General features: G+C 59.0%; 27 protein-coding genes, 1 other RNA gene and 1 other annotated feature. Of the genes, 11 read left to right on the top strand and 17 right to left on the bottom strand.

Translation table 11 applies throughout. The annotated features are described in order from the left end of the window. Positions 1–145: 145 nt before the first annotated feature. From adk to ACTJJ6_RS10790, 7 genes are all read right to left on the bottom strand, one after another. A complete protein-coding gene (gene adk, locus ACTJJ6_RS10820; protein WP_004940261.1) occupies positions 146–790 on the bottom strand; it encodes an adenylate kinase in 645 nt (214 codons plus the stop codon). A gap of 202 nt (positions 791–992) precedes the next feature. Further along, positions 993–2,858, bottom strand: coding sequence for a molecular chaperone HtpG (gene htpG / locus ACTJJ6_RS10815; RefSeq protein ID WP_440801375.1), 1,866 nt, complete (start codon positions 2,856–2,858; stop codon positions 993–995). Positions 2,859–3,001: 143 nt separating this feature from the next. After that, a complete protein-coding gene (recR, locus tag ACTJJ6_RS10810) occupies positions 3,002–3,607 on the bottom strand; it encodes a recombination mediator RecR (protein ID WP_004940263.1) in 606 nt (201 codons plus the stop codon). Continuing rightward, positions 3,607–3,936: a YbaB/EbfC family nucleoid-associated protein gene (locus ACTJJ6_RS10805; RefSeq protein WP_004940264.1), complete on the bottom strand. Its 330-nt coding sequence runs from the start codon at positions 3,934–3,936 to the stop codon at positions 3,607–3,609. The genes recR and ACTJJ6_RS10805 overlap by 1 nt, the downstream gene beginning before the upstream one ends. A gap of 41 nt (positions 3,937–3,977) precedes the next feature. After that, positions 3,978–5,936, bottom strand: coding sequence for a DNA polymerase III subunit gamma/tau (gene dnaX / locus ACTJJ6_RS10800; RefSeq protein WP_016928834.1), 1,959 nt, complete (start codon positions 5,934–5,936; stop codon positions 3,978–3,980). Further along, positions 4,581–4,645 (bottom strand) — a sequence feature (DnaX frameshifting element). Its footprint overlaps the gene before it by 65 nt. A 92-nt stretch (positions 5,937–6,028) precedes the next feature. After that, entirely contained in the window at positions 6,029–6,580 is a 552-nt protein-coding gene (gene apt, locus ACTJJ6_RS10795) for an adenine phosphoribosyltransferase (protein ID WP_015376864.1), read from the bottom strand. 153 nt (positions 6,581–6,733) lie between these two features. Then, positions 6,734–7,114, bottom strand: a complete 381-nt coding sequence (locus ACTJJ6_RS10790; RefSeq protein WP_016928835.1) for a DUF454 family protein — start codon at positions 7,112–7,114, stop codon at positions 6,734–6,736. A 134-nt stretch (positions 7,115–7,248) separates the two neighbouring features. On the opposite strand from ACTJJ6_RS10790, the gene priC reads away from it, so the two are divergent. Then, on the top strand, positions 7,249–7,785 hold the full coding sequence (gene priC / locus ACTJJ6_RS10785; protein ID WP_440801370.1) for a primosomal replication protein PriC: 537 nt from the start codon (positions 7,249–7,251) through the stop codon (positions 7,783–7,785). A gap of 106 nt (positions 7,786–7,891) precedes the next feature. After that, entirely contained in the window at positions 7,892–8,071 is a 180-nt protein-coding gene (rsmS, locus tag ACTJJ6_RS10780) for a pleiotropic regulatory protein RsmS (protein ID WP_016928837.1), read from the top strand. A 31-nt stretch (positions 8,072–8,102) separates the two neighbouring features. On the opposite strand, the gene mscK is transcribed toward rsmS, so the two are convergent. From mscK to acrR, 3 genes are all read right to left on the bottom strand, one after another. Continuing rightward, complete coding sequence (mscK, locus tag ACTJJ6_RS10775; RefSeq protein ID WP_049299672.1) at positions 8,103–11,495, bottom strand: mechanosensitive channel MscK; 3,393 nt, start codon at positions 11,493–11,495, stop codon at positions 8,103–8,105. 100 nt (positions 11,496–11,595) lie between these two features. Then, positions 11,596–11,949 carry a DsrE/DsrF/TusD sulfur relay family protein gene (locus ACTJJ6_RS10770; protein WP_016928839.1) on the bottom strand — a complete coding sequence of 118 codons (354 nt, stop codon included), beginning with the start codon at positions 11,947–11,949 and terminating at the stop codon, positions 11,596–11,598. Positions 11,950–11,960: 11 nt separating this feature from the next. Further along, positions 11,961–12,644, bottom strand: coding sequence for a multidrug efflux transporter transcriptional repressor AcrR (acrR, locus tag ACTJJ6_RS10765; protein WP_042705619.1), 684 nt, complete (start codon positions 12,642–12,644; stop codon positions 11,961–11,963). Positions 12,645–12,786: 142 nt separating this feature from the next. Here acrR and sdeX point away from each other — a divergent pair, with 142 nt between their 5' ends. The 4 genes from sdeX (at position 12,787) to ykgO (ending at position 17,732) form a co-directional block, all read left to right on the top strand. Then, complete coding sequence (sdeX, locus tag ACTJJ6_RS10760; RefSeq protein WP_004940290.1) at positions 12,787–13,974, top strand: multidrug efflux RND transporter periplasmic adaptor subunit SdeX; 1,188 nt, start codon at positions 12,787–12,789, stop codon at positions 13,972–13,974. Positions 13,975–13,991: 17 nt separating this feature from the next. Next, a complete protein-coding gene (sdeY, locus tag ACTJJ6_RS10755; RefSeq protein ID WP_016928842.1) occupies positions 13,992–17,138 on the top strand; it encodes a multidrug efflux RND transporter permease subunit SdeY in 3,147 nt (1,048 codons plus the stop codon). A gap of 186 nt (positions 17,139–17,324) precedes the next feature. Then, complete coding sequence (locus tag ACTJJ6_RS10750) at positions 17,325–17,579, top strand: type B 50S ribosomal protein L31 (protein ID WP_004940303.1); 255 nt, start codon at positions 17,325–17,327, stop codon at positions 17,577–17,579. Between the two features lie 12 nt (positions 17,580–17,591). Continuing rightward, on the top strand, positions 17,592–17,732 hold the full coding sequence (gene ykgO / locus ACTJJ6_RS10745) for a type B 50S ribosomal protein L36 (RefSeq protein WP_004940304.1): 141 nt from the start codon (positions 17,592–17,594) through the stop codon (positions 17,730–17,732). 107 nt (positions 17,733–17,839) lie between these two features. Here the strand turns inward: ykgO and ACTJJ6_RS10740 are convergent, their stop codons facing one another. Genes ACTJJ6_RS10740 through ACTJJ6_RS10730 form a run of 3 tightly spaced genes read right to left on the bottom strand, consistent with a single transcriptional unit; the run spans position 17,840 to position 20,311 of the window. After that, positions 17,840–18,718, bottom strand: coding sequence for a metal ABC transporter substrate-binding protein (locus tag ACTJJ6_RS10740; RefSeq protein WP_274985245.1), 879 nt, complete (start codon positions 18,716–18,718; stop codon positions 17,840–17,842). Between the two features lie 25 nt (positions 18,719–18,743). Further along, the gene (locus ACTJJ6_RS10735) at positions 18,744–19,601 is read right to left on the bottom strand and encodes a metal ABC transporter permease (RefSeq protein ID WP_004940309.1); all 858 of its coding nucleotides are present in this window, start codon (positions 19,599–19,601) and stop codon (positions 18,744–18,746) included. Further along, on the bottom strand, positions 19,598–20,311 hold the full coding sequence (locus tag ACTJJ6_RS10730; protein WP_197783530.1) for a metal ABC transporter ATP-binding protein: 714 nt from the start codon (positions 20,309–20,311) through the stop codon (positions 19,598–19,600). The genes ACTJJ6_RS10735 and ACTJJ6_RS10730 overlap by 4 nt, the downstream gene beginning before the upstream one ends. Positions 20,312–20,715: 404 nt before the next feature. On the opposite strand from ACTJJ6_RS10730, the gene ACTJJ6_RS10725 reads away from it, so the two are divergent. The 3 genes from ACTJJ6_RS10725 to ACTJJ6_RS10715 all read left to right on the top strand — a co-directional run bounded on the left by ACTJJ6_RS10725 (position 20,716) and on the right by ACTJJ6_RS10715 (position 21,849). Then, positions 20,716–21,069: a hypothetical protein gene (locus ACTJJ6_RS10725; RefSeq protein ID WP_016928845.1), complete on the top strand. Its 354-nt coding sequence runs from the start codon at positions 20,716–20,718 to the stop codon at positions 21,067–21,069. Between the two features lie 158 nt (positions 21,070–21,227). Next, positions 21,228–21,596: an Hha toxicity modulator TomB gene (gene tomB, locus ACTJJ6_RS10720; protein WP_004940312.1), complete on the top strand. Its 369-nt coding sequence runs from the start codon at positions 21,228–21,230 to the stop codon at positions 21,594–21,596. 49 nt (positions 21,597–21,645) lie between these two features. Further along, the gene (locus tag ACTJJ6_RS10715; protein ID WP_004940313.1) at positions 21,646–21,849 is read left to right on the top strand and encodes an HHA domain-containing protein; all 204 of its coding nucleotides are present in this window, start codon (positions 21,646–21,648) and stop codon (positions 21,847–21,849) included. A gap of 330 nt (positions 21,850–22,179) precedes the next feature. Here the strand turns inward: ACTJJ6_RS10715 and ffs are convergent. Next, positions 22,180–22,276: signal recognition particle sRNA small type (ffs, locus tag ACTJJ6_RS10710), an RNA gene on the bottom strand. Positions 22,277–22,432: 156 nt separating this feature from the next. Between ffs and ACTJJ6_RS10705 the strand changes: the two genes are divergently transcribed. Continuing rightward, complete coding sequence (locus ACTJJ6_RS10705) at positions 22,433–22,747, top strand: MGMT family protein (protein ID WP_004940317.1); 315 nt, start codon at positions 22,433–22,435, stop codon at positions 22,745–22,747. Positions 22,748–22,811: 64 nt separating this feature from the next. On the opposite strand, the gene ACTJJ6_RS10700 is transcribed toward ACTJJ6_RS10705, so the two are convergent. Next, positions 22,812–23,303: a YbaY family lipoprotein gene (locus ACTJJ6_RS10700; protein ID WP_016928846.1), complete on the bottom strand. Its 492-nt coding sequence runs from the start codon at positions 23,301–23,303 to the stop codon at positions 22,812–22,814. 230 nt (positions 23,304–23,533) lie between these two features. On the opposite strand from ACTJJ6_RS10700, the gene tesB reads away from it, so the two are divergent. Then, positions 23,534–24,397 (top strand): acyl-CoA thioesterase II, encoded by an 864-nt coding sequence (tesB, locus tag ACTJJ6_RS10695; RefSeq protein ID WP_016928847.1) that lies wholly within the window; start codon positions 23,534–23,536, stop codon positions 24,395–24,397. A gap of 90 nt (positions 24,398–24,487) precedes the next feature. On the opposite strand, the gene amtB is transcribed toward tesB, so the two are convergent. Together amtB and glnK are read right to left on the bottom strand one after the other, a co-directional pair. Beyond that, positions 24,488–25,774, bottom strand: coding sequence for an ammonium transporter AmtB (amtB, locus tag ACTJJ6_RS10690; protein WP_004940322.1), 1,287 nt, complete (start codon positions 25,772–25,774; stop codon positions 24,488–24,490). Positions 25,775–25,809: 35 nt separating this feature from the next. Then, positions 25,810–26,148 carry a P-II family nitrogen regulator gene (gene glnK / locus ACTJJ6_RS10685; protein WP_004940327.1) on the bottom strand — a complete coding sequence of 113 codons (339 nt, stop codon included), beginning with the start codon at positions 26,146–26,148 and terminating at the stop codon, positions 25,810–25,812. Between the last annotated feature and the right edge of the window lie 202 nt (positions 26,149–26,350).

Raw genomic sequence — 26,350 nt, 5'->3', positions numbered from 1 at the left:
TGAAAACGCAGGCTTGTTATACGCCATTTGGCGTGGGCGATTAACGGGCACGGTTGCAACAAGCCGCCGCGATCACAATTTGGCGGCAAAACGGCAAAAAAAACGCCGGGCCACGGGCCCGGCGTCATGCACAATGCGCTTGCGATCAACCGAGGATGGTCGCCAGCTCTGCGCTCACTTCGGCCACCTTGCGGGTGCCGTCGATTTTGCGGTATTGGGTGTTGCCCGCTGCCGCTTCTTTGCTGTAGTAAGAGATCAGCGGCGCGGTCATCTGATGGTATTCCACCAGACGCTTGCGTACGGTCTCTTCCTGATCGTCCTTGCGCGTGGTCAGCTCTTCGCCGGTCACGTCGTCTTTGCCTTCCACCTGCGGCGGATTGAACTTCACGTGGTATACGCGGCCAGACGGCGCGTGCACGCGGCGGCCAACGATGCGGTCAACGATCAGCTCGTCCGGCACGTCGAACTCCAGCACGAAGTCCACGTTGATGCCGGCTTCTTTCATCGCGTCAGCCTGCGGAATGGTGCGTGGGAAACCGTCCAGCAGGAAGCCCTTGCGGCAATCTTCCTGAGCGATGCGCTCTTTGACCAGCGCGATCACCAGTTCATCGGTCACCAGCTTGCCGGCGTCCATGATCTCTTTCGCCTGCTTGCCCAGTTCACTGCCGGCCTTCACGGCTGCGCGCAACATATCACCGGTGGAGATTTGCGGAATGCCGTATTTCTCCATGATGAATTGAGCCTGAGTACCTTTACCAGCGCCCGGAGCGCCCAGCAGAATGATACGCATTGCGTAAATCCCCTTGCTATGTAGTTTTTATAAAATTGCGAAAACGCTCAACGATACCATTTCAGGGGGGGCAGGCTCAAGGCGCGCGAAGGAAATCGATTGCGGAATGTGCAAAAAAACCGACGAACAAAAGGCGAGAAAAGGTGGGGAAAAACCGAAAATGCGCCCCTAACGGTGCCGTTAAGGGCGCATATCTTCAACTTTAGGCGGACAGCAACTTATTCATGCGGCGGATGAACAGGTTCGGATCCTCCAACGTGCCGCGTTCAGCCAACAGCGCCTGATCCAATAGCAGGTCGATCCATTCGGCAAAATGTTCGTTTTCGCCCACGTCGGATGCGCGTTTGACCAGAGCATGTTCCGGATTAAGCTCGAAAATGTACTTCACTTCCGGCGCCTGCTGGCCGGCGGCGGCGAACAGCTTGGCCATCTGGGTGCTCATTTCGTCGGCGTCGGTCACGACGATCGCCGGCGTATCGGTCAGGCGGTGCGTCAGGCGCACATCCTTCACGCGATCGCCCAGCAGGGTTTTCACGCGTTCGATGAATGGTTCCAGTTGCTTCTCGGCGGCCTTCTGCTCTTCGGTTTCATCCGCCAGTTTATCCAGCGCTTCATCCGCCTTGCTGACCGACTGGAACGGCTTGCCGTCGAACTCGGTCAGGTAGCTCATCATCCACTCGTCGATGCGATCGGACAGCAGCAGCACTTCGATGCCTTTCTTGCGGAACAGCTCCAGGTGCGGGCTGCTCTTGGCCGCGGCGTAGCTGTCGGCGGTGATGTAGTAAATCTTCTCCTGGCCTTCCGCCATGCGGCCGACGTACTCTTCCAGCGATACGGTCTGCGCCGAGCTGTCGCCGTGGGTGGTCGCGAAGCGCAGCAATTTGGCGATCGCTTCCTGGTTGCCGTTGTCTTCCGCCGGGCCCTCTTTCAGCACCAGACCGAACTGCTGCCAGAATTTCTGGTAGCCTTCGGCGTCGTCTTTGGCCAGCTTGTCCAGCATCTGCAGCACACGCTTGGTCAGCGCGCCGCGCAGGTTTTGCGTCACGCGGCTGTCTTGCAGGATCTCGCGCGACACGTTCAGCGGCAGATCGTTGGAATCGATCAGGCCGCGCACGAAGCGCAGGTAGTTGGGCATGAACTGCTCGGCGTCGTCCATGATGAACACGCGCTGCACATACAGCTTCAGGCCGTGCTTGTGATCGCGGTTCCACATGTCCCACGGCGCCTGCGCCGGGATGTACAGCAGGCTGGTGTATTCCTGCTTGCCCTCCACCCGGTTGTGGCTCCAGCTCAGCGGATCGGTGAAGTCGTGGGCGATGTGTTTGTAGAACTCTTTGTACTCTTCGTCGGTCACGTCAGCCTTGCTGCGGGTCCACAGGGCCTGCGCCTTGTTGATCTTCTCCCAGGTGACGGTGTCGTCTTCTTCGTTTTTGCTTTCGATCTCCACCGGCAAGGCGATGTGATCGGAATATTTGCCGATCACCGAACGCAGGCGCCAGGCGTCGAGGTACTCATCTTCGCCTTCGCGCAGATGCAGGGTGATTTCGGTGCCGCGGGTCTCTTTGGTGATGTCGGCGATGGTGTAGTCGCCTTCGCCGGCGGACTCCCAGAACACGCCTTCGTCATCGGCGGCGCCGGCGGCGCGGGTGCGCACGGTCACTTTGTCCGCCACGATGAACGCCGAATAGAAACCGACGCCGAACTGACCGATCAGTTGGCTGTCTTTCGCCTGATCGGAACCGATGGACTCCAGGAACGCTTTGGTGCCTGACTTGGCGATGGTGCCGAGGTTTTCAATCACTTCTTCGCGGCGCATGCCGATGCCGTTGTCGGCGATGGTCAGGGTGCGCTGCTCTTTATCGAAGGACAAACGTACGCGCAGTTCGCCGTCGCCGGCGTACAGCTCTGGCGCGGACAGGGCGCGGAAGCGCAGCTTGTCGGCGGCGTCAGAGGCGTTGGAAATCAGCTCGCGCAGGAAAATTTCTTTGTTGGAGTACAGCGAATGGATCATCAAATGAAGCAGCTGTTTTACTTCAGACTGGAACCCGCGGGTTTCTTGACCTTTCATACTCATTGATTACCTCAAAAGACAATGGCTACCAAAATCGAACAATGAGGATCAGATGAGGGTCAGGGTGTTGTTTTTCAAGCGGACAGCGGGAATTTTTTGGCAAAAAACGGTGGGGCCGGGCGGCCCCATCCGGGAAAACATCAGAACTTGATGGCGTGGCGCCCGGCCAGCGAATGCGACAGCGTGGTGCCGTCGACCATCTCCAGCTCGCCGCCCACCGGCACGCCGTGGGCGATGCGGCTGGCGAGCACGCCATACTGGCCGCACATCTCGGCGATGTAGTTGGCGGTCGCTTCCCCTTCCACCGTCGGGTTGGTGGCGAGGATCACTTCGGTGATGCTTTCCTTTTCCAGCCGTTGCTCCAGGCGATCCAGACCGATATCGCCCGGCCCGATGCCGTCCAGCGGCGACAGATGCCCCATCAGCACAAAGTAGCGCCCGGCGAACTGGCCGGTCTGCTCGATGGCGTGGATATCCGCCGGGCTTTCCACCACGCAAATCTGGCCGTTTTGCTGACGGCGCGGATTGGCGCAAATAGTGCAGACGTCCTGTTCGGTGAAGGTGCGGCAGTCGGCGCAGTGGCCGATCTCCGACATCGCGCGCGTCAACGCCTGCGCCAGGCGCATCCCGCCGCTGCGATCGCGCTGCAGCAGCTGAAACGCCATGCGCTGCGCCGATTTCGGGCCGACGCCCGGCAGGCAGCGCAACGCCTCCATCAGGGATTCAAGGAGCGGGCTGGTTTGCATCAGAACGGCATCTTGAAGCCAGGCGGCAACTGCATGCCGCTGGAGACGGAAGCCATTTTCTCTTTCTGAGTCTCTTCGATGCGGCGCGCGGCGTCGTTAAACGCAGCGGCGATCAGATCTTCCAGCATCTCTTTGTCGTCTTCCATCAGGCTAGGATCGATCTCCACGCGGCGGCAGTTGTGCGCGCCGTTGATGGTGACTTTCACCAGGCCCGCGCCGGATTCGCCGGTCACTTCCAATTTGGCGACTTCTTCCTGCATCTGCTGCATTTTTTCTTGCATTTGCTGGGCTTGCTTCATCAGGTTGCCCAGACCGCCTTTACCAAACATAGTCGTCTCTCGTCGCTAGGGCCGCGCACCTCGCGCGGCGTTTAAAGGGGACGAATACTCTCTTCATCCAGATCCGCGTCGAAGAATCGGCGCAGCGTCTGAATGTTGGTATCCGCTTCGATGGACTGGCGCGCCTGCGCCAGCTTTTCTTCATAGATGGCTTGTCGCCATTCCAGCGGGGTCCGCCCCGCCGGATTATCGTCCTCCACCACGGTCAGCTCAATCGGGCCGCCGTACAGCTCACCGAGCGCGTCGGCCAGCGTCTTCTGCGCCGAAGGCGAATTCAGATGGCGCTGCGAAGACCGCAGATGGAGGTTAATTTTGCCCGGCTCCGGCTGCTGCTTGAAGGCGTTCAACGCCAGCTGCTGCACCAATTTTGGGATCTTCAGCTTATCGATTTCCGCCGCCCAGGCGTCGCGCTCCAGCGACTCCACCACCAGCTTGGCGGCCAGCTCCGGCGTTTTCTCGTGCTCCAACGCCGTACGCAGCGCTTTCGGCGTCGCCAGCGGTTCCGGCGCCGCTTCCGGCTCGGTCTGCGCGCGCCAGCGATAGGCTTCCGGTTTCGCCGGTTTTTCCGGCACCTTCTTCTCCGCCAGGCGCTGCTGGCTGCGCTCGGTCACGGAAGCCAAACGCCCCAGCGCCGAGTTTGCCGGCCGCGCTATTCCTGGCGCCGCCGGCTCATTCTTTTTTGGTGTGGATGCTCCCTGCTGCCGTTGCAGCTGGGACCGCGCTTTCAACAGCTGGGCGGTGGCATCCGGTAAAGGGGCCGATGATTGTCGCTGTGGCGCGGCCGGCTGCCCTAGCGGCGGCGGCGCGTCCTGAAACTGCGGCGGCTGTTGTGAAGCGGCGGCCTGCGGCTGCGCCATCGGCGCCGGCGCGGTCTGCACCAACGCCACCGGCTCCGGGATCACCGCTTTCGGGTGAAACGCCAGCGCACGCAGCAGGGTCATCTCAACCCCCATGCGGCGATCCGGCGCATAGGCCAGCTCTTTGCGGCCCACCAACAGCGTCTGGTAGTAAAGTTGCACATCGGCCGGCGGCAGGGTTCGCGCCAGCTCGCGCAGCCGTTGCTCCACGGCGGCGTACTGGTTGTCGAGCATCGAAGGCAACAGCTGCACCATCGCAATGCGATGCAGCAGCGCCAACGTCTCCACCAGCAGATTTTCCCAGTCCACGCCGCGCGAAGCGGCCTGCGCGACCTGCGCCATCACCTTTTCGCCGTCGGCGCTGACCAGCGCTTCGAGGATCGCCAGCGGTTGCTCGTCATCGAGCGTGCCGAGCATCTGGCTGACGGTGGCGGCGGTCACCTGCCCCTGCCCCATGGCTATCGCCTGATCGGTCAGGCTCAGCGCGTCGCGCATGCTGCCGTCGGCGGCGCGCGCCAGAAGCTGCAGCGCACGCGCGTCGCTGGTGATCTGCTCCGCCGTCAGCACCGTTTCCAGCTGCTGACGGATCTGATCGACGTCCAGCGCTTTGAGGTGGAACTGCAGACAGCGCGAGAGAATGGTCACCGGCAGCTTTTGCGGATCGGTGGTGGCCAACAGGAATTTGACGTGCGGCGGCGGCTCTTCCAACGTCTTCAGCAACGCGTTGAAGCTGTGGCGCGAGAGCATGTGCACTTCGTCGATCAGGTAGACCTTGAAGCGGCCGCGCGCCGGCGCGTACTGGACGTTGTCCAGCAGATCGCGGGTATCTTCCACCTTGGTTCGGGAAGCGGCGTCGATCTCGATCAGATCGACGAAGCGCCCCTGCTCGATCTCGCGGCAGTTGTCGCATTGGCCGCACGGCGTGGCGGTGATGCCGGTTTCACAGTTCAGGCCTTTGGCCAGCAAGCGGGCGATGGTGGTTTTCCCCACGCCGCGCGTGCCCGAGAACAGATAGGCGTGATGGATCCGCCCCAGTGAGAGGCCGTTGGCCAGCGCGGTCAGGACATGTTCCTGGCCGACCACGTCTGCGAACGTTTGAGGGCGCCACTTACGGGCGAGAACCTGATAGCTCATTAATACCGGAGAAGTCGAGGAATCTGGAGGGTCATGCTAACACAGCCCCGCGGCGATCCGCGAGGCCGTTGTGCCCAAGGGGCAATGCCGCATCAATGGCCGGCGAAGTCCACCAGGCAGTAGCAATCGATGCCCAGCTTGTTCAGACGCGCTTCCCCGCCCAGATCTGGCAGGTTGATGATGAACGCGGCGTCGTTCACTTCACCGCCCAGACGGCGGATCAGTTTGGTGGTCGCTTCGATGGTGCCGCCGGTCGCCAGCAGATCGTCCACCACCAGCACTTTGTCACCCGCAGTGATGGCGTCGGTGTGGATCTCCAGCTTGTCGGTGCCGTACTCCAGCTCATAGCTTTCGCTGAGCGTGGCGCGCGGCAGTTTGCCCGGTTTGCGCACCGGCACGAAACCGACGCCCAGCGCCAGCGCGACGGGCGCGCCGAACAGGAAACCGCGCGCTTCGGTACCCACCACCTTGGTCACGCCCGCTTCGCGATAGCGCTCAACCAGCAGCTCGATGCTGGCGGCGTAGGCCAACGGGTTTTCCAGCAGGCTGGTCACGTCGCGGAACAGGATGCCCGGCTTCGGATAATCCGGGATGGTTTTGATACTGTCTTTAATAAACTGAAGCTGCTGCGCAGTAGCGGTCATAATTGTTGCCTGATAAAACTGCCTGAAAACCGGCGCGCCGCTCACCCGCCGCCCCCGGGTGAAACACACCGGAGAAGAAATGGCAGGCGATCCGCGCACGAAAACGCCCAAATCTATGCAAACTGGCGGACAAATGCAACCAGCGGCGCACAATCAGCGCTGTTTTTGTTGCGGCAGGTCAATAACCGGCAGGCGCAGCATAAAGGTCAGCAAAATAGCCAGCATCAGCAGCAACAGCCCGCGCACCCACCAGATTTTCACCAGCCACAGCGAACAGGCGAAGGTAAGTACAATAACCAGCACCGCCTTCCACTTCGCCCCCGGCGGCAGCGCGCGATGCTGCTGCCAGTGGCGCAGATAAGGTCCGAACCAGGAGCGGTACAGCAGCCAGTGATGAAAGCGCGGCGAAGAGCGGGCGAAACACCAGGCGGCCAACAGCAGGAACGGCGTGGTCGGCAGCAATGGCAGCACCACGCCCAACGTCGCCAGCACCACCGCCAGCCAACCCAAAATGATCAATAACCCACGCGTCATGCGGCTCTTCGCTCCTCAATCGGTTGCCGCCTACTGTAGCATCGGCGCCGCGCCGGCGGAATATGCGTACGGCGCTTGTTTCACGGCAGGATCGCGGGCAAGCTTACGCCTGTTGAAATCAAGAGGGAGCTTATGTGAGCACTCAGCGTCTATTACAGGTGTTGGCACAGCAGATCGCGGCGCTGGCGGCCGAAGTGACCCCGCGCGGCGACGTTCCGATCCCGCAGGCGCGCTTCGACGCCGCCCTGTTCGCCAATCGCGGCACGCGGCTGCGCGACTACCTGGCCGAAGTGGAGAAAAATTTCGGCCAATTGCAAAGCGCCGCCAACGACAACCGCACCAGCCAGGTGGCCTTTCTGGCCGAAAAACTGGTGGCTCAAATCTCTGCCCTGCAGCGCGAGCTGGCAACCCAGGCGCTGCGGCGCAAGAACCAGCCGAAAGAAGCCCCCGAGGCCGATCTGTACCACAAACTGACCGAACATCAGGACTACGAACGCCGGCTGATCGCCATGATTCAGGATCGGGAAAGCCTGCTGGGGTGCCAGACCACGCTGGCGGCGCAGCAAAAGCTGCAGCACGAGCTGGCGGCGCTGGAGGGGAGACTGATGCGCTGCCGTCAGGCGCTGGCGCGCATCGAGCGCAATATCGAGCGCAAAGAAAACGGTTTTTGAAGATTTATCACAATATTTTAATGATTATTCCCGGTTGCGCGCCGGGTTCACTATACTCTGCCGAGACACGAGTTTTTCATCCCATTAATTAATAAGCGCAGGTGCTATGTCTCTGGAAAACGCCTCACCCGAACTGCAGCTGGCGGTAGACTTGATTTACCTGCTGGAATGCAACGAGATCGATCCGGCTACCGCGCTGGCGGCGCTGGATATCGTCAAACGGGATTATCAGGAAAAGCTGCAGCGCGCCGGCGTCACCTCGCCCTATCTGCCCGCCGGACAGTAACCGGGGACAGCGCCGCTGTCCCTTTCGCCTCTCATTGCTTATCCGCCGCCGTCTGGCCGCCGTCGTCCGGCGACAGCGTTCTTTTCACTTCCTGCACTTCGTTGCCCTGCTGGTTATGCAGATACACCTCCAGCTGGTTGAAAGCGATGTCGATGTCGTTTTCCCGGCACAAGCGGTCGATTGAGCGATTCAGTTCATCCACCGTGTAGCTGCGATCGCGCAGTTCGCGCACATAGAGCCGCAGTTCGTGATCCAGCGTGCTGGCGCCGAAGTTGAGGAAGAACACCTGCGGTTCGGGATCGGTCATCACCCGCGGGTTGTCGTGCGCCGCCTGCAGCAGCACCTTTTTCACCTTGTCGAGATCGGAGCCGTAGGCCACGCCGACCTTGATCAGCACGCGGGTGATGGTATCGGACAACGACCAGTTGATCAGCCGCTCGGTGACGAACGCCTTGTTCGGAATGATCACCTCTTTGCGGTCGAAGTCGGTAATGGTGGTGGCGCGAATGCGGATCTTGCTGACCGAACCGGAGAAGGTGCCGATGGTGATGGTATCGCCGATGCGGATCGGGCGTTCGAACAGAATGATCAGACCGGAGACGAAATTGGCGAAGATCTCCTGCAGGCCGAAGCCCAGCCCGACCGTCAGACCGGCGGCCAGCCATTGCAGTTTGTCCCAGGATACGCCGAGCGATCCCAGCGCAACCACGGCGCCCACGGCGGTAATCAGGTAAGTGAGCACGGTGGTGATGGCATAGGATGCCCCCTGCCGCAGCTGCAGCCGCGACAGCACCACCACCTCCAACAAACCGGGCAGGTTGCGGGTGAGCACGTAGGCGACGATCACCGCGGCGATCGCCACCATCATGTTGCCCAGCGTCACCGCCTGCGCCACGCTGCTGCCCGCCACGGTGCTGGTGTAATGCCACAGCGTGATGCTGTCCAGGTAAGCGATGACCGTTACCAGATCCGACCAAATGGCGTAGAAGGCGCTGGCGAAGATGGCGAACAGCACCAGGGTGGTCAGGCGCAGCGACTGTTGGTTGATCTGATCGAGCGCCAGCGGCGGCTCTTCCACCACCGGTTCACCGCCTTCGGCCCCCTCTTTCGCCACGTTTTGCCGCCGCGCCAACGCGCGCCGGTAGGCCAGACGCCGCGCCGCCACGCTCAGGCCGCGCAGGGCAGTCAGGTACACAATATTCCACAGGAAAAACAGATACAGGCTGTCTATCCAGCGGCTGGCCAGCCGCAGCGTGGTATAAAAGTAGCCGGCGAACATCAGCCCCAGCAGGATCAGCGGCGTGGCGGCCAGCGCAGTGACCATCACCAGCCGCACGGCGTGCGAGCCCTTTTCACGCCAGCTGTCGCGACACAGCGGGAACACCAGCACCGTGAGCAGCGCCAGCGTCAACATCACCACGATCTGGCCGATAACGTCTTCCACCAGGCGCAGCGGCGCTTTTTCGCCCAATACCGACCAGAAGATCAGCGGCTGCAGCGCCAGCCCCAGCCGCAGCGTCTGGCGGCGGTAATGCGCGCACAGGTTGGCGCCGAAGTTGAAATGCCGCTCGGCGATGCCGCCCGGTTTCAGCATGCGGTAACTGAAAGCGAATACCAGCCATGACAGCGCCAGCTGCTGCGACAATGCCCAGATAAAGTCGCTGATGCCAAAATCTGCGCGATACATCCAGAAACCGACGCCAAGGAGCAACGCGGCGCCAGGCAACACCTTCAGCAAGGTCAGCGCGATGGCCTTCGGCGTATGCAGTTGGCCGTCGCGCTTCAGTTGCCCCACATCGTTGGCCAGCTTTTGTAAATGGCCGTCGATCAGCCGGTAGCGCCAACGCAATACCCCGATCGCCAACAGCAGCGGGATCAGGAACACCAGCGCATTCACCCCGCCCTGCAATAGCTTGCCGCCGTCGAATTTGAGATCGAGCCCGGCAATCTGATCGCGCACCGCCTCCGGCATCGCCTTCAGCCACGCCAGATCGACCGGCTTGTTGCTGTTGACCCAGAAAATCTGCTGGGTCAGCGTATCCTGCAGCGATCCGTAGACGCTGGTGAGCTGCTGTTGGTTAATCTGCAGGTTGATCGACAGCGACAGCTGGTTGCTGAGCTGCTTGTTCAACTGATCCAGCAGTTCGCGGCGCATGTCGACGATCTCGTTCAACGCGTCGATCACTTCCGGGCCGGCCTTTTCCTTGCTCTCGGTCACCAGCTGGTTGATGTAATCTTCGCCCTTGAACAGATCGTCGCGTTGCTGATTGATATCGAACTGCTCCAGCCGCAGATCGGCGATGCGCGTATCCATATCCGCCAGCAGCGTGCCCTGCGGCAGGCTTTGCTGCTGCTGATACAGAATGCGCGACAGCACCAGGCTGCCTTTCAGCACCTGGATCTGCTCTTTCAGGTTACGCTCCGCCTGCAGCCCGCGGTCGAGCCAGTTCTTGACCCGAATGTTCTGCTGGAACAGGGTGTTGCTCTCTTCGGTGGCGGCGATCAGCCGCTGGCTCAGTTGGCGGTTGACGTCCAGCTGCTTGCTGACCAGCTGATCGTGCTGAATATCGGTGGCGTCTTCCGGGTTCTGCGCCTCTTTGGCGGTCTTTTCGGACAGCGTCAACCGCTTGCTGTTGACGATCTCCTGCAGCAGTTGCACCGACCGATCGAGCGCATCGATATGCGCGGTGGTGTAATCGCGCTGCTTTTGCAGCAGATCCTGCAGCGTGGTATTGGCTTCCAGGCTTTTACGCTGCAACTCCAGCTGCGCATTGAGCAGCGCCTGCTCGGTGCTCAGCATCACCTGCTGACTGTTGCGCAGCGAATCTTGCCCCGGCGTCTGGCCGCTGAGCTGGCTGCGGATCTCCTGCAGGCGCTGCGAGGCGGCGTACATGGTGCTTTGTACCCGCTCGGGCTGGGTTTGCAGCGACACCAGTTGGCTGTTGTAGGTGGAGAGGCTCTCCTGCGCGCTTTGCAGCTCGTCGAGCGTTTGATACAGCCGGCTTTCCAACTGACGCAGCGACAGCGGCAACAGCGCAGCGCGCGCCGCCGCATTGTCTACCGGCTGCTTCAGCGCATCCAATTCGGCGGTGACCTGACTGAGTTTCGCCGGCGCCTGCTGCACCTGCTGTTTAAGCTGCGCGGCGTCTTGCCGGTTGCGCTCAAGGGCATCCAGCAGCTCCAGCGTGCGGGTCAAATCCTGCTGGGAGAGCTTTTCGACCGGCGTCAGGGCTTTTTGCTTGTTCAGCATTTCCAGCTGGCTTTGCACTTCGCTGCGCTGCGGCAGATCGCCGCTCAGCGCCGCCTGCGCCGGCGAGCTGAACGCGTAAATAAGGAAAAGGAGAGTCGCGGCGGCGATGCGCCGCCGGCATGCGCCGACAAACATGAGCGGCGCCAGAGAAGGCAGAGTCAACCAGCGATGCATGATTTAGCTTCGGATCGGTTAAGAAGCCTGAAGATTATCACGATCGCCGGCAGGCAACGAACAACAAAAGCGTTGCCGGTGATGTCCCATTGTCGCGAAATCAGAAAGTCAGCACTTTCTCCGCCGCCAGCGTCCACTGCGCCAGCTCGACCAAGGTGCCGATCGCCACGCCGTCCGCCAGCGGCAAGCGGCTGACGCCGCGCGCGTCGGCGCAGGTCTTGCACAGCTTGACCGGCACCTGCTGCGCGGTGAGGATTTCCAGCATCTGCTGCAGGTGGTACCCCTCGTGCGGCTGCTGCCCGGCCAACCCGGCCACCACCGCATCGGACATCAGAAACAGCCGCAGATCGAGATCGCTCTGCTGCTCTTTCATGGCGATGGCCAACCGCAGCGCATTGAACAAGGATTCGTGGCCATAGGCGGCGCCATTGGCGATGAGAACGACTGATGACATGAAATCTCTCCTTATAAAGGCAGGGAGCCGGCGTTGGACGGTGCTGCCGTCGGCATATCGGATTTGAGGCGCAAGGTGGGGCAAAACTGCAGCATCTCCAAAAACGCATCCACCAGCGCTTCGGCTTCAGCCCGCAAATCGAAACTTTCCGGCATAAACAGCCAGTTTTCCAGCAGGCCGGTGATATAACCGCGCAGGATGATCGCCGCGCGACGAGTGTGCAGATCGGCCGGCAATTGCCCGTGGTGAATGCAGTTGCACAGCACCGCCTCGATGCGTTCGTAACCGGCGAGGTACAGCACCTTGCGCGAATCCAGCAGCGGCATCATTTCACCGACAAACTCGCATTTGTGGAATATAATTTCCATCAACGCCCGCCTGCGGCCGTCTTCAACCGTAGACGTCAGAATGTAAATCAGAATTTCTCGGATAACCCGCAGTGGATTATCGGGAAACTTTGCCTGATACTCTGTTTCGAGCTGGTCAATTTTCGGCTCGGTAGATTCCCAAACTTCATTAAACAGGTCTACCTTATTCTTGAAGTGCCAGTAAATGGCTCCACGCGTAACCCCAGCAGCGGTGGCAATATCTGTCAGTGACGTTGCAGCAACGCCACGTTCAGAGAACTCTCTCACCGCAGCATCGAGGATTTGCTGTCGGGTTTCTTGCGCCTGCTGTTTGGTTTTTCGTGCCATGGCATTGTTATTTAGGGGGAGTGTGATTTACATACATTCGCGAATGTATGTACCATAGCACGCACATATAATTAACGCAGCAATGGGTTTTAAAGCTTGTGATCCATTGATCATTTTGAAATCGGACACTTGAGGTTTTTCTATGAACAAAAACAGAGGGTTAACGCCTCTGGCGGCCGTTCTGATGCTTTCAGGCAGCTTAGTGCTAACAGGATGTAACGATAAAGAAACCCAACAGCAAGGTGCCCAACAACAGGCACCTGAAGTGGGCGTAGTCACCTTGAAGGCCGAGCCTCTCAACATCACTACCGATCTTCCTGGCCGCACCGCTGCGTATCGTATCGCCGAAGTTCGCCCTCAGGTCAGCGGCATCATCCTGAAGCGCAACTTCGTCGAAGGCAGCGATATCAAGGCCGGGACGTCTCTGTACCAAATCGATCCCGCAACCTATCAAGCCAGCTACGACAGCGCGAAAGGCGATTTGGCCAAAGCACAGGCCAGCGCTTCCATCGCACGCGTGACGGTAAACCGCTACAAGCCATTGCTGGGTACCAGCTATATCAGTAAGCAGGACTACGACAACGCCGTCTCCACGCTGCAGCAAGCGGATGCCGCCGTCGTGGCCGCCAAGGCCGCCGTCGAAACCGCGCGCATTAATCTGGCGTACACCAAAGTGACCTCCCCGATCTCCGGCCGCATCGGCAAATCCGCCGTGACCGAAGGCGCGCTGGTCAGCAACGGCCAGGCGACCGCCCTGTCCACCGTGCAGCAGTTGGATCCGATGTATGTCGACGTCACCCAGTCGAGCACCGACTTCCTGCGCCTGAAGCAAGAACTGGCCAGCGGCGCGCTGAAGCAGGAAAACGGCAAGGCCAAGGTGAAACTGATGCTGGAAAACGGCACCGAATATGCGCAGGAAGGCACGCTGGAATTCTCTGACGTCACCGTCGATGAGACCACCGGTTCCATTACCATTCGCGCCCTGTTCCCTAACCCGAACGATACGCTGTTGCCTGGCATGTTCGTGCGCGCCCGTCTGGACGAAGGCGTGCGCAGCGATGCGCTGCTGGTGCCGCAGCAAGGCGTCACCCGCAACCCGCGTGGTGAAGCGACGGCGTTAGTGGTCGGTGCAGACGATAAAGTTGAGCTGCGCACGCTGAAGGCGGATCAGGCGATTGGCGACAAATGGCTGGTTACCGATGGCCTGAAAGCCGGCGATCGCGTGATCGTCTCCGGCCTGATGAAAGTGCATCCAGGCGCGCAGGTAAAGGTGCAGGAAGTTGACACTCAGGCGCAAAAACAGCCGCAGTCTGAAGCGCAGAAGTCATAAAAAGGAGCCTGTAATACATGGCTAAGTTCTTTATAGACCGCCCAATTTTCGCCTGGGTAATCGCCATCATCGTCATGTTGGCGGGGGTGCTTGCAATAATGAAACTGCCGATCGCGCAGTATCCCACTATTGCACCGCCGGCGGTGAGTATTTCCGCCACCTACCCGGGCGCAGATGCCAAAACGGTGCAGGATACCGTCACGCAGATTATCGAACAGAACATGAACGGTATCGATAACCTGATGTACATGTCCTCCACCAGTGATTCCTCTGGTAGCGTCACCATTACCCTGACGTTTGATTCCGGCACCGATCCTGACATCGCGCAGGTTCAGGTTCAGAACAAACTGTCGTTGGCCACCCCATTGCTGCCGCAAGAAGTTCAGCAACAGGGCCTGAAAGTAGAAAAATCCAGCAGCAGCTTCCTGATGGTGGCCGGCTTCGTTTCCGACGATCCGAACATGACGCAGGACGATATTGCGGACTACGTGGCGTCCAACATCAAGGATCCGATCAGCCGTTCGTCCGGCGTGGGCGAGGTGCAGCTGTTCGGTGCCCAGTACGCGATGCGTATCTGGCTGGATCCGAACAAGCTGAACAACTACCAGCTGACGACTACGGACGTGACCTCCGCCATCACCGAGCAGAACAACCAGATCGCCGCAGGCCAGCTGGGCGGCCTGCCGCCGGTGCCGGGGCAACAGTTGAACGCCTCGATCATCGCGCAGACCCGTCTGACTTCGCCGGAAGAGTTCGGCAAGATCCTGCTGAAGGTGAATACCGACGGTTCCCAGGTGCGCCTGCGCGACGTCGCTCACATCGAGCGCGGCGCGGAAAGCTATGCCGTTACCGCGCGTTATAACGGCAAGCCTGCCGCCGGCCTGGGTATCAAACTGGCAACCGGCGCCAACGCCTTGAACACCGCCAAAGGTGTGAAAGACGAGCTGGCCAAGATGGCGCCATTCTTCCCGCAAGGGATGAAAGTGGTTTATCCGTACGACACCACCCCGTTCGTTAAAATCTCCATCAACGAAGTGGTGAAAACGCTGATCGAAGCCATCATCCTGGTGTTCCTGGTGATGTATCTGTTCCTGCAGAATTTCCGCGCGACGCTGATCCCAACCATCGCGGTGCCGGTAGTACTGCTGGGGACCTTTGCGATACTCGCGGCATTCGGCTTCTCGATAAACACCCTGACGATGTTCGGCATGGTGTTGGCGATCGGCCTGCTGGTGGATGACGCCATCGTAGTGGTGGAAAACGTCGAGCGCGTCATGTCCGAAGAAGGGCTGCCGCCGAAAGAAGCCACCCGTAAATCGATGGGCCAGATCCAGGGCGCGCTGGTGGGCATCGCCATGGTGCTGTCGGCGGTATTCGTGCCGATGGCGTTCTTTGGCGGCTCAACCGGCGCCATCTATCGCCAGTTCTCGATCACCATCGTGTCCGCGATGGCGCTGTCGGTGCTGGTGGCCTTGATCCTGACGCCGGCGCTGTGCGCCACCATGCTCAAACCGATCCCGAAAGGCGATCACGGGGTTAAAACAGGCTTCTTCGGCTGGTTTAACCGCATGTTCGAGAAGAGCACGCATCACTATACCGACAGCGTGGGCAACATCCTGCGCAGCACCGGCCGCTATCTGATCATCTACCTGCTGATCGTGGTTGGCATGGGCCTGCTGTTCCTGCGCCTGCCTTCCTCGTTCCTGCCGGACGAAGATCAGGGCATCCTGTTGACCATGGTGCAGTTGCCTGCCGGTGCCACCGAGTCCCGCACCAACAAAGTGCTGGAAGAAGTCTCCGACTACTTCCTGAACAAGGAAAAGGACAACGTGGTTTCGGTGTTTACCGTCGCGGGCTTCGGCTTCAACGGTAACGGCCAGAACAACGGCCTGGCATTCGTCAGCCTGAAAGACTGGGGCGAGCGTCCGGGGGCCGGGAACAAGGTCGAAGCGATCGCGGGTCGCGCCATGGGCGCCTTCTCGCAGATTAAAGAAGGCCTGGTGTTCCCGTTCAACCTGCCGGCGATCATCGAACTCGGTACCGCAACCGGCTTCGACTTCGAGCTGATTGACCAGGGCGGCCTGGGGCACGAAAAACTGACCGAAGCGCGTAACCAGCTGTTGGGCATGGTTGCTCAGCATCCGGACGTGCTGGTGGGCGTGCGCCCGAACGGCCTGGAAGATACGCCGCAGTTCAAACTGATCGTCGATCAGGAGAAAGCCAAGGCGCTGGGCGTGAGCATCACCACCATCAACAGCACGCTGAGCACTGCACTGGGTGGTTCGTACGTCAACGACTTCATCGACCGCGGTCGTGTGAAGAAGGTGTACGTACAGGCCGAAGCGCCGTTCCGCATGCTGCCGGAAGACATCAACAAGTGGTACGTGCGCGGTACCAGCGGCCAGATGGTGCCATTCTCCGCCTTCTCTTCGGCTAAGTGGGAATACGGCTCACCGCGTCTGGAACGCTATAACGGCTTGCCGTCGATGGAAATTCTGGGCCAGGCCGCACCGGGCAAGAGTACCGGTGAAGCGATGAACCTGATGGAGCAACTGGCGTCCAAACTGCCAAGCGGCATCGGTTACGACTGGACCGGCATGTCCTATCAGGAACGTCTGTCGGGCAACCAGGCGCCGGCGCTGTACGCCATCTCGATTCTGGTGGTGTTCCTGTGTCTGGCGGCGCTGTATGAAAGCTGGTCCGTGCCGTTCTCGGTCATGCTGGTATTGCCGCTGGGGGTTATCGGTGCGTTGTTGGCCGCGACGATGCGCGGCATGAACAACGACGTGTACTTCCAGGTGGGGCTGCTGACCACCATCGGTCTATCGGCGAAGAACGCCATCCTGATCGTGGAATTCGCCAAAGACCTGATGGAAAAAGAAGGCAAAGGCCTGATCGAAGCGACATTGGAAGCGGTGCGTATGCGTCTGCGTCCAATCCTGATGACGTCCCTGGCCTTCATCCTCGGGGTTCTGCCGCTGGTTATCAGCAGCGGTGCGGGCTCCGGCGCACAGAACGCGGTTGGTACCGGCGTAATGGGCGGGATGATCACCGCTACCGTCTTGGCGATCTTCTTCGTACCGGTGTTCTTCGTGGTGGTTCGCCGCCGCTTCAGCAAGAAGAACGAAGACCTGGAACACAGCCATCCGGTAGAGCACCACTGATCGCTCAGTGATGTGAGCTCCACCTGATAATCGAAAAGGCCGCGCATGCGGCCTTTTTATTTTGTTTCAGTTACTTAATGCAAACCATTCTCATTAATTCACTTTTGTGTGCAATTTGCGCTTGATCGCGATGCCAGGTCGGCGCATAATTATTGTTATAGTATAACATTACATGAGAGGGCCATTATGAAACCCGGCATCCACCCCGATTACCGCACCGTGGTGTTCCACGACGTCAGCGCCAATGCCTACTTCAAAGTGGGATCGACCATCAAAACCGATCGCACTATCGAACTGGACGGCGAAAGCTGGCCGTATGTCACCCTCGACGTCTCTTCCGCTTCGCATCCGTATTACACCGGCAAGCAGAAAGACTATTCCAAAGAAGGCAGCACGGCGCGCTTCCAGCAGCGCTTTGGCCGCTTTATCGGCAATAAGTAACAAGGAAACCCCATGCAGGTATTGAGTTCATTGCGTTCGGCGAAAAACCGCCACCCGGATTGCAAAGTCGTGCGTCGTCGTGGCCGCATCTATGTGATCTGTAAAAGCAATCCGCGATTCAAAGCGGTACAGGGACGTAAGAAAAAGCGTTAACTCCCAAGTGTCATCTGTCGCAAAGCCCCGTTGCTGCTCAACGGGGCTTTTTTTATGGCGAGAAAGTGCCTGCAAGCTGTCCCCCACCCGCGGGCGGGGGGCAGAGATTACTTCATGCTGCTCAGCAGCGTGTCGACATTGTGTTTGAACGCCTGCTCATAGGTGGCCGCCGGGCCGCCGGCGCGGGAGAGCGCTTCAGGGTACAGCTCGCCGCCCGCCTTGGCGCCGGTGGCGGCGGCAATCTGTTTCACCAGCCGCGGATCGGTCTGGTTTTCGATAAAGTAAGCGTTAACCTTCTCCTGTTTAATCTGCTTAATCAGGTTCGCCACGTCGCTGGCGCTGGCTTCCGCTTCGGTGGAAAATCCGACCGGGGCAAGGAAGGTGACGCCATACTCTTGCCCAAAGTAGCCAAAAGCATCATGGCTGGTCAGCACCTTACGTTTCTGCGGCGGCACTGCGGCGAACTGGGTTTTGGCCCACAGATCCAACTTTTGCAGCTGCTGAATGTAGTCGGTGCCGCGCTGGCGAAAATAGTTGGCATCCTCAGGATCGGCGGCGATCAGGGCGTTCATCACGTTGGTGGCGTACTGCACGCCGTTTTTCATGCTGTTCCAGGCGTGAGGATCGGTAATCTGTTTGCCATCCTCTTCCATCTGGCGGGTGTTGATGCCCTGTGAAGCGGTGATCACCTGCCCTTTATAACCCGAAGCGCTGACCAGGCGATCGATCCACCCTTCCAGCCCCAGGCCGCTGACGAAGACCACATCAGCCTGAGCCAGCTTCTTGCCGTCCTGCGGCGAAGGCTCGAAACTGTGCGGATCGCCATCCGGCCCCACCAGCGTGCTGACCTTGACGTGAGCGCCGCCCACCTGCTTGACGATATCTCCCAGAATGGAAAAGCTGGCGACGGCGTCGACGGTCTTCGCCATCGCCAATGGGCTGGCCAGCAGAGCAGCAACCGCCAGCGATATAGGTAAACGTTTCATACTTTCTCCTTGCAAATGGCACTTCTCAACGGCGCGCAAAGGCGTAAATGCCTCCGCGCGTTCCAAACAGGATTGAGACAAAAAAGAGGATACTGGCGCTGAGCACGATCGCCGGGCCGGCGGGCAGCGAAGCGTGATAGGACCACACCAGCCCAATCAGACTGGAAAGCGCGCCGATGCCCATCGCCGTCGCCAGCGTCTGCGGCAGATTGCGCGCCCAGAAGCGCGCGCTGGCGGCGGGCAACATCATTAACCCAACCGACATCAGGGTGCCGAGGATCTGGAATCCCGCCACCAGATTGACCACCACCAGCGCCAAAAACAGGCCGTGGATCAGCGCCAACCGGCGCGGCGCGTTAACGCGCAGGAAAGTGACGTCGAAGGATTCGATCACCAGCGCGCGGTACAGCGCCGCCAGCGCCAGCAGCGAAACCGAGGCGATCGCACCGACCATCAGCATCGCCTGCGCATCCACCGCCAGGATCGAACCGAACAACACGTGCAGCAGATCCACGCTGGAACCGCGCAGCGAGACCAGCGTGACCCCCAGCGCCAGTGAACCCAGATAGAATCCGGCGAAGCTGGCGTCCTCTTTCAGCGGCGTGCGGCGGCTCACCAGGCCGGACAACATCGCCACCGCCAGCCCGGCGATAAAGCCGCCTACGCCCATCGCCACCAGCGACATGCCGGAGATCAGATAGCCGATCGCCGCGCCCGGCAACACCGCGTGGGACAAGGCATCCCCGACCAGACTCATGCGGCGCAGCAGCAGAAACACGCCCAGCGGGGCGGCGCTGAGCGACAACGCCAGGCAAGCCATCAGCGCGCGACGCATAAAACCGAAAGAGAGAAAAGGATCGATAAGCCCATGCAACAGCATCATGGCGCCACCGCCCGCAGATCCGGCTGCCGTTCGGCGGCGTGATGCCTCGGCACCTGCTCCAGCACTTGCTCGGCCGCGCCCCAGTGGCAAGCCTGCGGCGTCAGCAACAGCGCCTGCGGAAAATGCTCGGCGACCATCGACATATCGTGCAGCACGGCGATCACCGTTTTCCCCTGCCGGTGCAGTTGCGCGATCGCCTGCAGCAGGATCTGCGTGGTGGCGCTGTCGATACCGGTGAAAGGTTCATCCAGCAAAATCAGCGGCGCTTGTTGGACCAGCAGGCGCGCAAACAACACCCGCTGCAGCTGACCGCCGGACAGCTCGCCCACCGGGTTGCGCACCAGCGCGCTCATGCCAACGCTCGCCAACGCCTCATTGACCTGGCTCGCCGCACGCTTGTTCATGCCTCCGAACATGCCGCTTTGCGGCCAACAGCCCATCGCCACCAGATCGCTCACCGCGATCGGGAATTGCCGATCCAATTCCGCCTGCTGCGGCAAATAAGCTCTGCGCGGCGGCTTTCCGCCGCTAAAATTCAGGCTGCCGCTCATCGGCGGCAGCAAACCGGCGAGCGTTTTCAGCAATGTCGATTTTCCGGCCCCATTGACGCCCACCACCGCGGTCAACGAGCCGGCGGTAAACTGCCCGCTCAGCGGCGGAAAAAGCGGCGTGGTGCCATAGCCCAGCACCAACTGGCGCAGGGTGATCATGGCAGCGATACCGCCCAAAAGATGCCGAGCCACAGCAGAGCCAGCAGCACAGCGGCACCCGCACAACGCGCGGCAGCGGAGGTGGTGAACAACGAATTCAGTGACGACGCGGCGCCATGTTGCGAAGTGGGAATCAATGTGGTGACCAAAATGACGGGTTAATGGTTATAATATAACATCACAACAACTACCGTATCTCAAGCTATGGCGCGACAATAATGCAACGGAACGTAACAATCCCTCGCACAGCGGATCTTCCCCCGTCCCCCTTACAAAACTCAGGGCTATTTCCATTCGGTTGGAATGTTGGCGTAAGGTAAAGAACAGCGGTAAATCGAAAAATTTACCGACGAGGGCGGAAAAGGAGTAAGATAAGCAGATAACATTGTTGTTGGCCGAGATTAATGCTTGTTACCCTTGCCTGTAACCTGGAAGTCAACGCACTTTCTGTTAAAAAATTAAAGAAAGTGATTAATGACAATAGCGCGGAGTTAGTGCCGGCGCTGACCAGCGGACTCAGCTTTTATTCTGAAAGCGCACGCTATGCCGAAGATTCATTAGAAATACTTGATATAGTGCAGCAAGGTGGCGGCGATTATTCAATGAGTTATCGTTATAAGTGGGGCATTTTTAATGCCTGCCTGGATATCAACAGCGAAGATATCATCAACGACAGCGTCCGGTTTCAAGTGACGTCACGGGGTTTAATCTTCGACATCATTGATAACTCACGCCCATCAACTGCGGATGAATTGTAAGTTTACGTAATAACTACAGGCCAAACGCGAAAAAATGATTTATATTCATTTTACGGGAAGTTTATTTAACCACCGTTAAGCTGCCTCCGTTCATGATGTAAATCAGCTTACTCACATAGTGTTATCACACCGCAATTAAGACTTACGGAGGGGATGATATGGATGAGTATTCGCCTAAGCGGCACGACATTGCTCAGCTCAAATTCTTGTGCGAAAATTTGTATGATGAAGGTATCGCTACCCTGGGAGACAGTCATCATGGGTGGGTCAACGATCCGACGTCCTCCGTCAACCTGCAGCTTAATGAGTTGATCGAACATATCGCTTCGTTTGTGATGAGTTATAAAATTAAATACATGGACGAATCTGACCTGTCGGAGTTAGTCGAAGAATATCTCGACGATACCTATACGCTGTTCAGCAGCTATGGTATCAATGATTCCGACCTGCGCCGCTGGCAAAAAACCAAGGCGAGATTATTCAGAATGTTCTCAGGAGAGGACATCTGTACGACAATGAAAACTTAGGGGATAATTATTCCCAAGCTATTTTACGGTTATTAAACTAAAGGCCACCATGACTAAAACCGACTATCTGATGCGTTTACGTAAATGCACCACGATTGATACTCTCGAACGTGTTATTGAGAAAAATAAGTACGAGCTTTCCGATGATGAACTGGAGCTGTTTTACTCAGCGGCCGATCACCGTCTGGCAGAGCTCACCATGAACAAACTGTATGACAAAATCCCCACCTCCGTTTGGAAATATGTCAGATAATCAGCCCCCCAACGCGTTGAGCCGATGCTTTTATCGGCCTCAATGTTCAAGTTAAATACGTACTTTTCCTATTGACAGTAAAACTTCATTTACGTTCCCTCTTTCGATAATAATATTGTCCGGAAACAATTTTCTTTTTTAATCGAGACAGGTTACCTCATCGCCCGCCTTACTATGCCTGCCCCCAGCACAGCTAATTCATTATCCAAAAGAATTGAGGGCGGGAAGAAAAGAAATGCGTGTCGCTCTGCCTGATGACAGAAATGGATAATAGATACGTGGAAGAGAGGTGACAAAAGCGCGGATTGGCGAAGCCCAAATGGGTGGGGACCCTGCCAGCTACATCCCGGCACACACGTCACCTGCTGCGGCTGCTTCCTTCCGGACCTGACCGAGTTCACAAGTTAGTGTTGCGGGAGAACCAACAGGGCCCCCATTGACGGCTTCTGTACTCTGAAGCGGTGGGCATTATCGGCGATGCCCCACCAAATAGCAAGCCAACCGGGGCCAACCGCTGTTTTCTTACCCACCTGCGCTGTGGCACACTCTTCGCCTGGGTTTTGACTCGTGCAGGAACAGCAATATGCAACCAGAAGACGCCTCTTTCAGCCAGCGGGTTTTCCATATCGTGGCCGCCATCCCGTTCGGCAAAGTCACCACTTACGGTGAAGTCGCCCGGCTGGCCGGCTCGCCGCGCGCCGCGCGTCAGGTTGGCGGCGTGCTGCGGCGTTTGCCCGAAGGCAGCACGCTGCCCTGGCACCGGGTGATCAACCGGCACGGACAGATCTCGCAGCAGGGGGAGGATTTTCAACGGCAACGGCAGGCACTGCTGGCGGAGGGGATAATTTTCGGCCCGCACAGCACGGTCGATTTCGAACGCTACGGCTGGCGCTGGTAAAACAAAACAGCCTTTGGCCGAAGCGCAAAGGCTGTTGATTTCATCTTCCTGTACCGCAGTAAGTTTACTGCATGGCGGTTGGCGCAGCCTGAATCGGCACACCCTGAACCGGAACCAGCAGCAGATCGGCGCGGGTGCCGTTGCGGTTAACCACTTCCTGGATGGTGTCGGTAATGAACATCAGGCGCCCGTTGACCGTCACCGCCGCGCTCAGAATGATGCGCGCATTCGGTTGGATGTCGGACGGGTTGTACGGCAGCGTAAAGCTGAATGGCGCCTGCTGCCCTTCAGTACGTACCGCGCGCTGTGCAATCACTTTGGACGGCGCATCTGCCAGCGAAGCGTCAGAGAGGGTGACCGTCAGTACGGCGTCCGGCGGCAGCGCAATGCGCTGACGTATATTAACCGAACCTGTCACCGCCGGGCCCTGAATCTGCGTTTGCGCAGCCGCCGGGTTACCGGCCGCCTGTGTAGGCACATCGGCACTCTTTTGCGCGCATCCTGCCAGCGTGATCGTCAGTGCCGCGGCACCGCCTACGATTTGCCAGAGTTTCATGGATCGGTCTCCTTTTTTATTATCAACATGTTGGTGGCTTTCACCACCTCACCTATTAAACCTAGCACAAAACACTGATAAATCCACTTTACCCCGTCTATTAATCACTTAAACAGCCCAAGGCGTCCATGATTAAGAGCATTCTCATCGGCCCTTAACGCAAAATGTTGACGCCGCGCCGTGATATTCCGCACACTGCGCAAAATGATTATTAGAAAGGTAACAACTTTATGAGCCAGGCATTGCAAAACCTCCTCGATCTGCTGGATCTGGAGAAAATCGAAGAAGGATTGTTCCGCGGTCAGAGTGAAGATCTGGGGCTGCGCCAGGTGTTCGGCGGGCAGGTGGTCGGCCAGGCGTTGTACGCCGCCAAACAAACGGTGCCGGACGAGCGCAGCGTGCATTCGTTCCACAGCTACTTCCTGCGCCCGGGCGACAGCAGCAAACCTATCGTTTACGACGTGGAAACCCTGCGCGACGGCAACAGCTTCAGCGCGCGCCGCGTCAGCGCCATCCAGCACGGCAAACCTATCTTCTATATGACCGCCTCCTTCCAAAGTCCGGAAACGGGCTTCGAGCATCAGAACCTGATGCCGGACGTGCCGCCGCCGGAAGGGCTGCTGTCTGAATCAGAGATCGCCCAGAAGCTGGCGCATATGCTGCCGGAAAAAGTGCGCGAAAAATTTATCGGCCAGAAGCCGATCGAAATGCGCCCGGTGAAATTCCATAACCCGCTGAAAGGCAGCGTGGAAGAACCGCATCGCTATGTGTGGTTCCGCGCCAACGGCAGCATGCCGGACGATCAGCGCATCCACCAATATCTGCTGGGCTACGCGTCGGACTTTAATTTCCTGCCGACGGCGCTGCAGCCGCACGGCGTCGGTTTCCTCGAGCCGGGCATGCAGGTGGCCACCATTGACCACTCAATGTGGTTCCACCGCCCGTTCCGCATGGATGACTGGCTGCTGTACGCGGTGGAGAGCTCCTCCGCCTCCGGCGCACGGGGCTTTGTGCGCGGCCAGATTTATACCCGCGACGGCGTACTGGTCGCCACCACCGTGCAGGAAGGGGTGATTCGCCAACGCGACGCCTGATCCGCAGCATAAAGAAAGGGGCGATGTTTCCATCGCCCCTTTTGGCTTCATCATTATTTTAGTCTTTAGCGCACTGCCCTGCTTTGAGCCTTACTGGTTGTAGGCGCTCTCGCCGTGGCTGTTGACGTCCAGCCCCTCGCGTTCCTGCTCCTCCGGCACTCTCAATCCAACCATGGCGCCCGCGATCTTGAAGGCGATAAAGGCGGCGACGCTCGACCACACCAGCGTGATCAGCACGCTCACCAGTTGGATCCAGACCTGATGGCCCATCGTCACCCCTTCGGCGTAACCGGTGCCGCCCAGTGAAGAGGCGGTGAACACCCCGGTCAACAGGCAGCCGACGATGCCGCACACCCCGTGCACACCGAACACGTCACAGGTGTCGTCCACTTTCAGCCATTTTTTCAGCGTCACGACGCCCCACAGGCCGGCGACGCCGCCCACCAGGCCGATGATCAACGCCCCGCCCACCCCCACGGTGCCCGCCGCCGGCGTCACTGCAACCAGCCCGGCGATCATGCCGGAGCAGGCGCCCAGCAATGAAGGCTTGCCGCGCAGCACCCACTCGGCGAAGGTCCAGGAGAGAATGGCGCCCGCAGTGGCAACCACGGTATTGAGGAATGCCAAGGCCGCAATGCCGTTGGCCGCACTGGCGGAACCGGCATTGAAGCCGAACCAGCCGATATACAGGATGGACGCCCCGGTAAACACCATCGGCAGGTTGTGCGGTTTGAAGGCCTCTTTACCGAAGCCGGCGCGTTTGCCAATCAGGTAGGCGCCGATCAACCCGGCGCTGGCGGCGTTGATGTGCACCACGGTGCCGCCGGCGAAGTCCAATGCGCCGTCGGCGGCCAGGTAGCCTCCGCCCCACACCATGTGCGCGATCGGCAGATAAGACAGCGTGAACCACAGGATCGCGAAGATCAGCACCGCCGAGAAACGAATGCGTTCGGCGAAGCCACCCACCACCAACGCCACGGTGATACAGGCGAAGGAGGCCTGGAAAGCGACGTGGATCATCTGGCTGATGCTGCCGGTGACGCTGTCGATGCCGATGCCTTTCAGCATCGCCGTCTCGAATCCGCCGAACACCGCATTGCCTTCGCTGAACGCCAGGCTGTAGCCATACAGCACCCACAGCACGCAGACCAACGCGAAGGTGACGGTGACCTGCGTCAGCATCGACAGCACATTTTTACCGCGCAGCAGACCGCCGTAAAACAGCGCGATGCCCGGCAGCGTCATGAACAGCACCAACGCGGTGCAGATCATCATAAAGGCGTTGTCGGCCTTATCGGCGACCGCCGGGGCGGCCAGGGCCAAAGAAGGAACCAGGGTTACCGAACTCAGGCCCAACATGGATAACAGTCTTTTCATTATCAATCATCCCCATCACTTAACTGAGTTCGCGGTTACAGTGCCGATTCGTCGGTTTCGCCGGTGCGAATGCGGATCACGCGTTGCAATTCGGCAACGAAAATTTTGCCGTCGCCGATTTTGCCGGTGTAGGCGGCTTTGCTAATCACATCAACCACTTCATCCAACTGATCGTCGGCGATGGCGATATCGATTTTGACCTTGGGCAGGAAGTTGACGTTATATTCGGCGCCGCGATACAGCTCGGCGTGCCCCTTCTGGCGGCCAAAGCCCTTCACTTCGGTTACGGTCAACCCCTGAATACCCACGGAGGACAAGGCCTCGCGCACGTCCTCCAGCTTGAACGGTTTGATTACCACGGTCACCAGCTTCATATTGCCCCTCCACGAATTAAGCCCAAACTCACCCCTGGTACGCGTCATATGTAGCAAGGGCTGTGCCAAATTTAATTTTGCAGGGCGATTCAGCGGATTAGCGGGCACGCGGGCGCAGCCGCGAGGCAGCACGGCACCAATACCTTGGATAGGTTAAATAATGCGCACCGATTTGGTGCGCATCGCGTCGAAAAAGTGCAGA

Source organism: Serratia sp. 22278, assembly GCF_052045405.1.
GTDB classification, from domain to species: Bacteria; Pseudomonadota; Gammaproteobacteria; order Enterobacterales; family Enterobacteriaceae; genus Serratia; species Serratia marcescens.
Note: the sequence above shows the minus strand (reverse complement) of the source record. Positions and strands in the feature narration are given on the sequence as shown.

Bases quoted from the DNA above. Each gene is read 5' to 3' on its own strand.
- adk (WP_004940261.1), bottom strand. From the start codon at position 790: ATGCGTATCATTCTGCTGGGCGCTCCGGGCGCTGGTAAAGGTACTCAG.
- htpG (WP_440801375.1), bottom strand. From the start codon at position 2,858: ATGAAAGGTCAAGAAACCCGCGGGTTCCAGTCTGAAGTAAAACAGCTG.
- recR (WP_004940263.1), bottom strand. From the start codon at position 3,607: ATGCAAACCAGCCCGCTCCTTGAATCCCTGATGGAGGCGTTGCGCTGC.
- ACTJJ6_RS10805 (WP_004940264.1), bottom strand. From the start codon at position 3,936: ATGTTTGGTAAAGGCGGTCTGGGCAACCTGATGAAGCAAGCCCAGCAA.
- dnaX (WP_016928834.1), bottom strand. From the start codon at position 5,936: ATGAGCTATCAGGTTCTCGCCCGTAAGTGGCGCCCTCAAACGTTCGCA.
- apt (WP_015376864.1), bottom strand. From the start codon at position 6,580: ATGACCGCTACTGCGCAGCAGCTTCAGTTTATTAAAGACAGTATCAAA.
- ACTJJ6_RS10790 (WP_016928835.1), bottom strand. From the start codon at position 7,114: ATGACGCGTGGGTTATTGATCATTTTGGGTTGGCTGGCGGTGGTGCTG.
- rsmS (WP_016928837.1), top strand. From the start codon at position 7,892: ATGTCTCTGGAAAACGCCTCACCCGAACTGCAGCTGGCGGTAGACTTG.
- mscK (WP_049299672.1), bottom strand. From the start codon at position 11,495: ATGCATCGCTGGTTGACTCTGCCTTCTCTGGCGCCGCTCATGTTTGTC.
- ACTJJ6_RS10770 (WP_016928839.1), bottom strand. From the start codon at position 11,949: ATGTCATCAGTCGTTCTCATCGCCAATGGCGCCGCCTATGGCCACGAA.
- acrR (WP_042705619.1), bottom strand. From the start codon at position 12,644: ATGGCACGAAAAACCAAACAGCAGGCGCAAGAAACCCGACAGCAAATC.
- sdeX (WP_004940290.1), top strand. From the start codon at position 12,787: ATGAACAAAAACAGAGGGTTAACGCCTCTGGCGGCCGTTCTGATGCTT.
- sdeY (WP_016928842.1), top strand. From the start codon at position 13,992: ATGGCTAAGTTCTTTATAGACCGCCCAATTTTCGCCTGGGTAATCGCC.
- ACTJJ6_RS10750 (WP_004940303.1), top strand. From the start codon at position 17,325: ATGAAACCCGGCATCCACCCCGATTACCGCACCGTGGTGTTCCACGAC.
- ykgO (WP_004940304.1), top strand. From the start codon at position 17,592: ATGCAGGTATTGAGTTCATTGCGTTCGGCGAAAAACCGCCACCCGGAT.
- ACTJJ6_RS10740 (WP_274985245.1), bottom strand. From the start codon at position 18,718: ATGAAACGTTTACCTATATCGCTGGCGGTTGCTGCTCTGCTGGCCAGC.
- ACTJJ6_RS10735 (WP_004940309.1), bottom strand. From the start codon at position 19,601: ATGATGCTGTTGCATGGGCTTATCGATCCTTTTCTCTCTTTCGGTTTT.
- ACTJJ6_RS10730 (WP_197783530.1), bottom strand. From the start codon at position 20,311: ATGATCACCCTGCGCCAGTTGGTGCTGGGCTATGGCACCACGCCGCTT.
- ACTJJ6_RS10725 (WP_016928845.1), top strand. From the start codon at position 20,716: ATGCTTGTTACCCTTGCCTGTAACCTGGAAGTCAACGCACTTTCTGTT.
- tomB (WP_004940312.1), top strand. From the start codon at position 21,228: ATGGATGAGTATTCGCCTAAGCGGCACGACATTGCTCAGCTCAAATTC.
- ACTJJ6_RS10715 (WP_004940313.1), top strand. From the start codon at position 21,646: ATGACTAAAACCGACTATCTGATGCGTTTACGTAAATGCACCACGATT.
- ACTJJ6_RS10705 (WP_004940317.1), top strand. From the start codon at position 22,433: ATGCAACCAGAAGACGCCTCTTTCAGCCAGCGGGTTTTCCATATCGTG.
- ACTJJ6_RS10700 (WP_016928846.1), bottom strand. From the start codon at position 23,303: ATGAAACTCTGGCAAATCGTAGGCGGTGCCGCGGCACTGACGATCACG.
- tesB (WP_016928847.1), top strand. From the start codon at position 23,534: ATGAGCCAGGCATTGCAAAACCTCCTCGATCTGCTGGATCTGGAGAAA.
- amtB (WP_004940322.1), bottom strand. From the start codon at position 25,774: ATGAAAAGACTGTTATCCATGTTGGGCCTGAGTTCGGTAACCCTGGTT.
- glnK (WP_004940327.1), bottom strand. From the start codon at position 26,148: ATGAAGCTGGTGACCGTGGTAATCAAACCGTTCAAGCTGGAGGACGTG.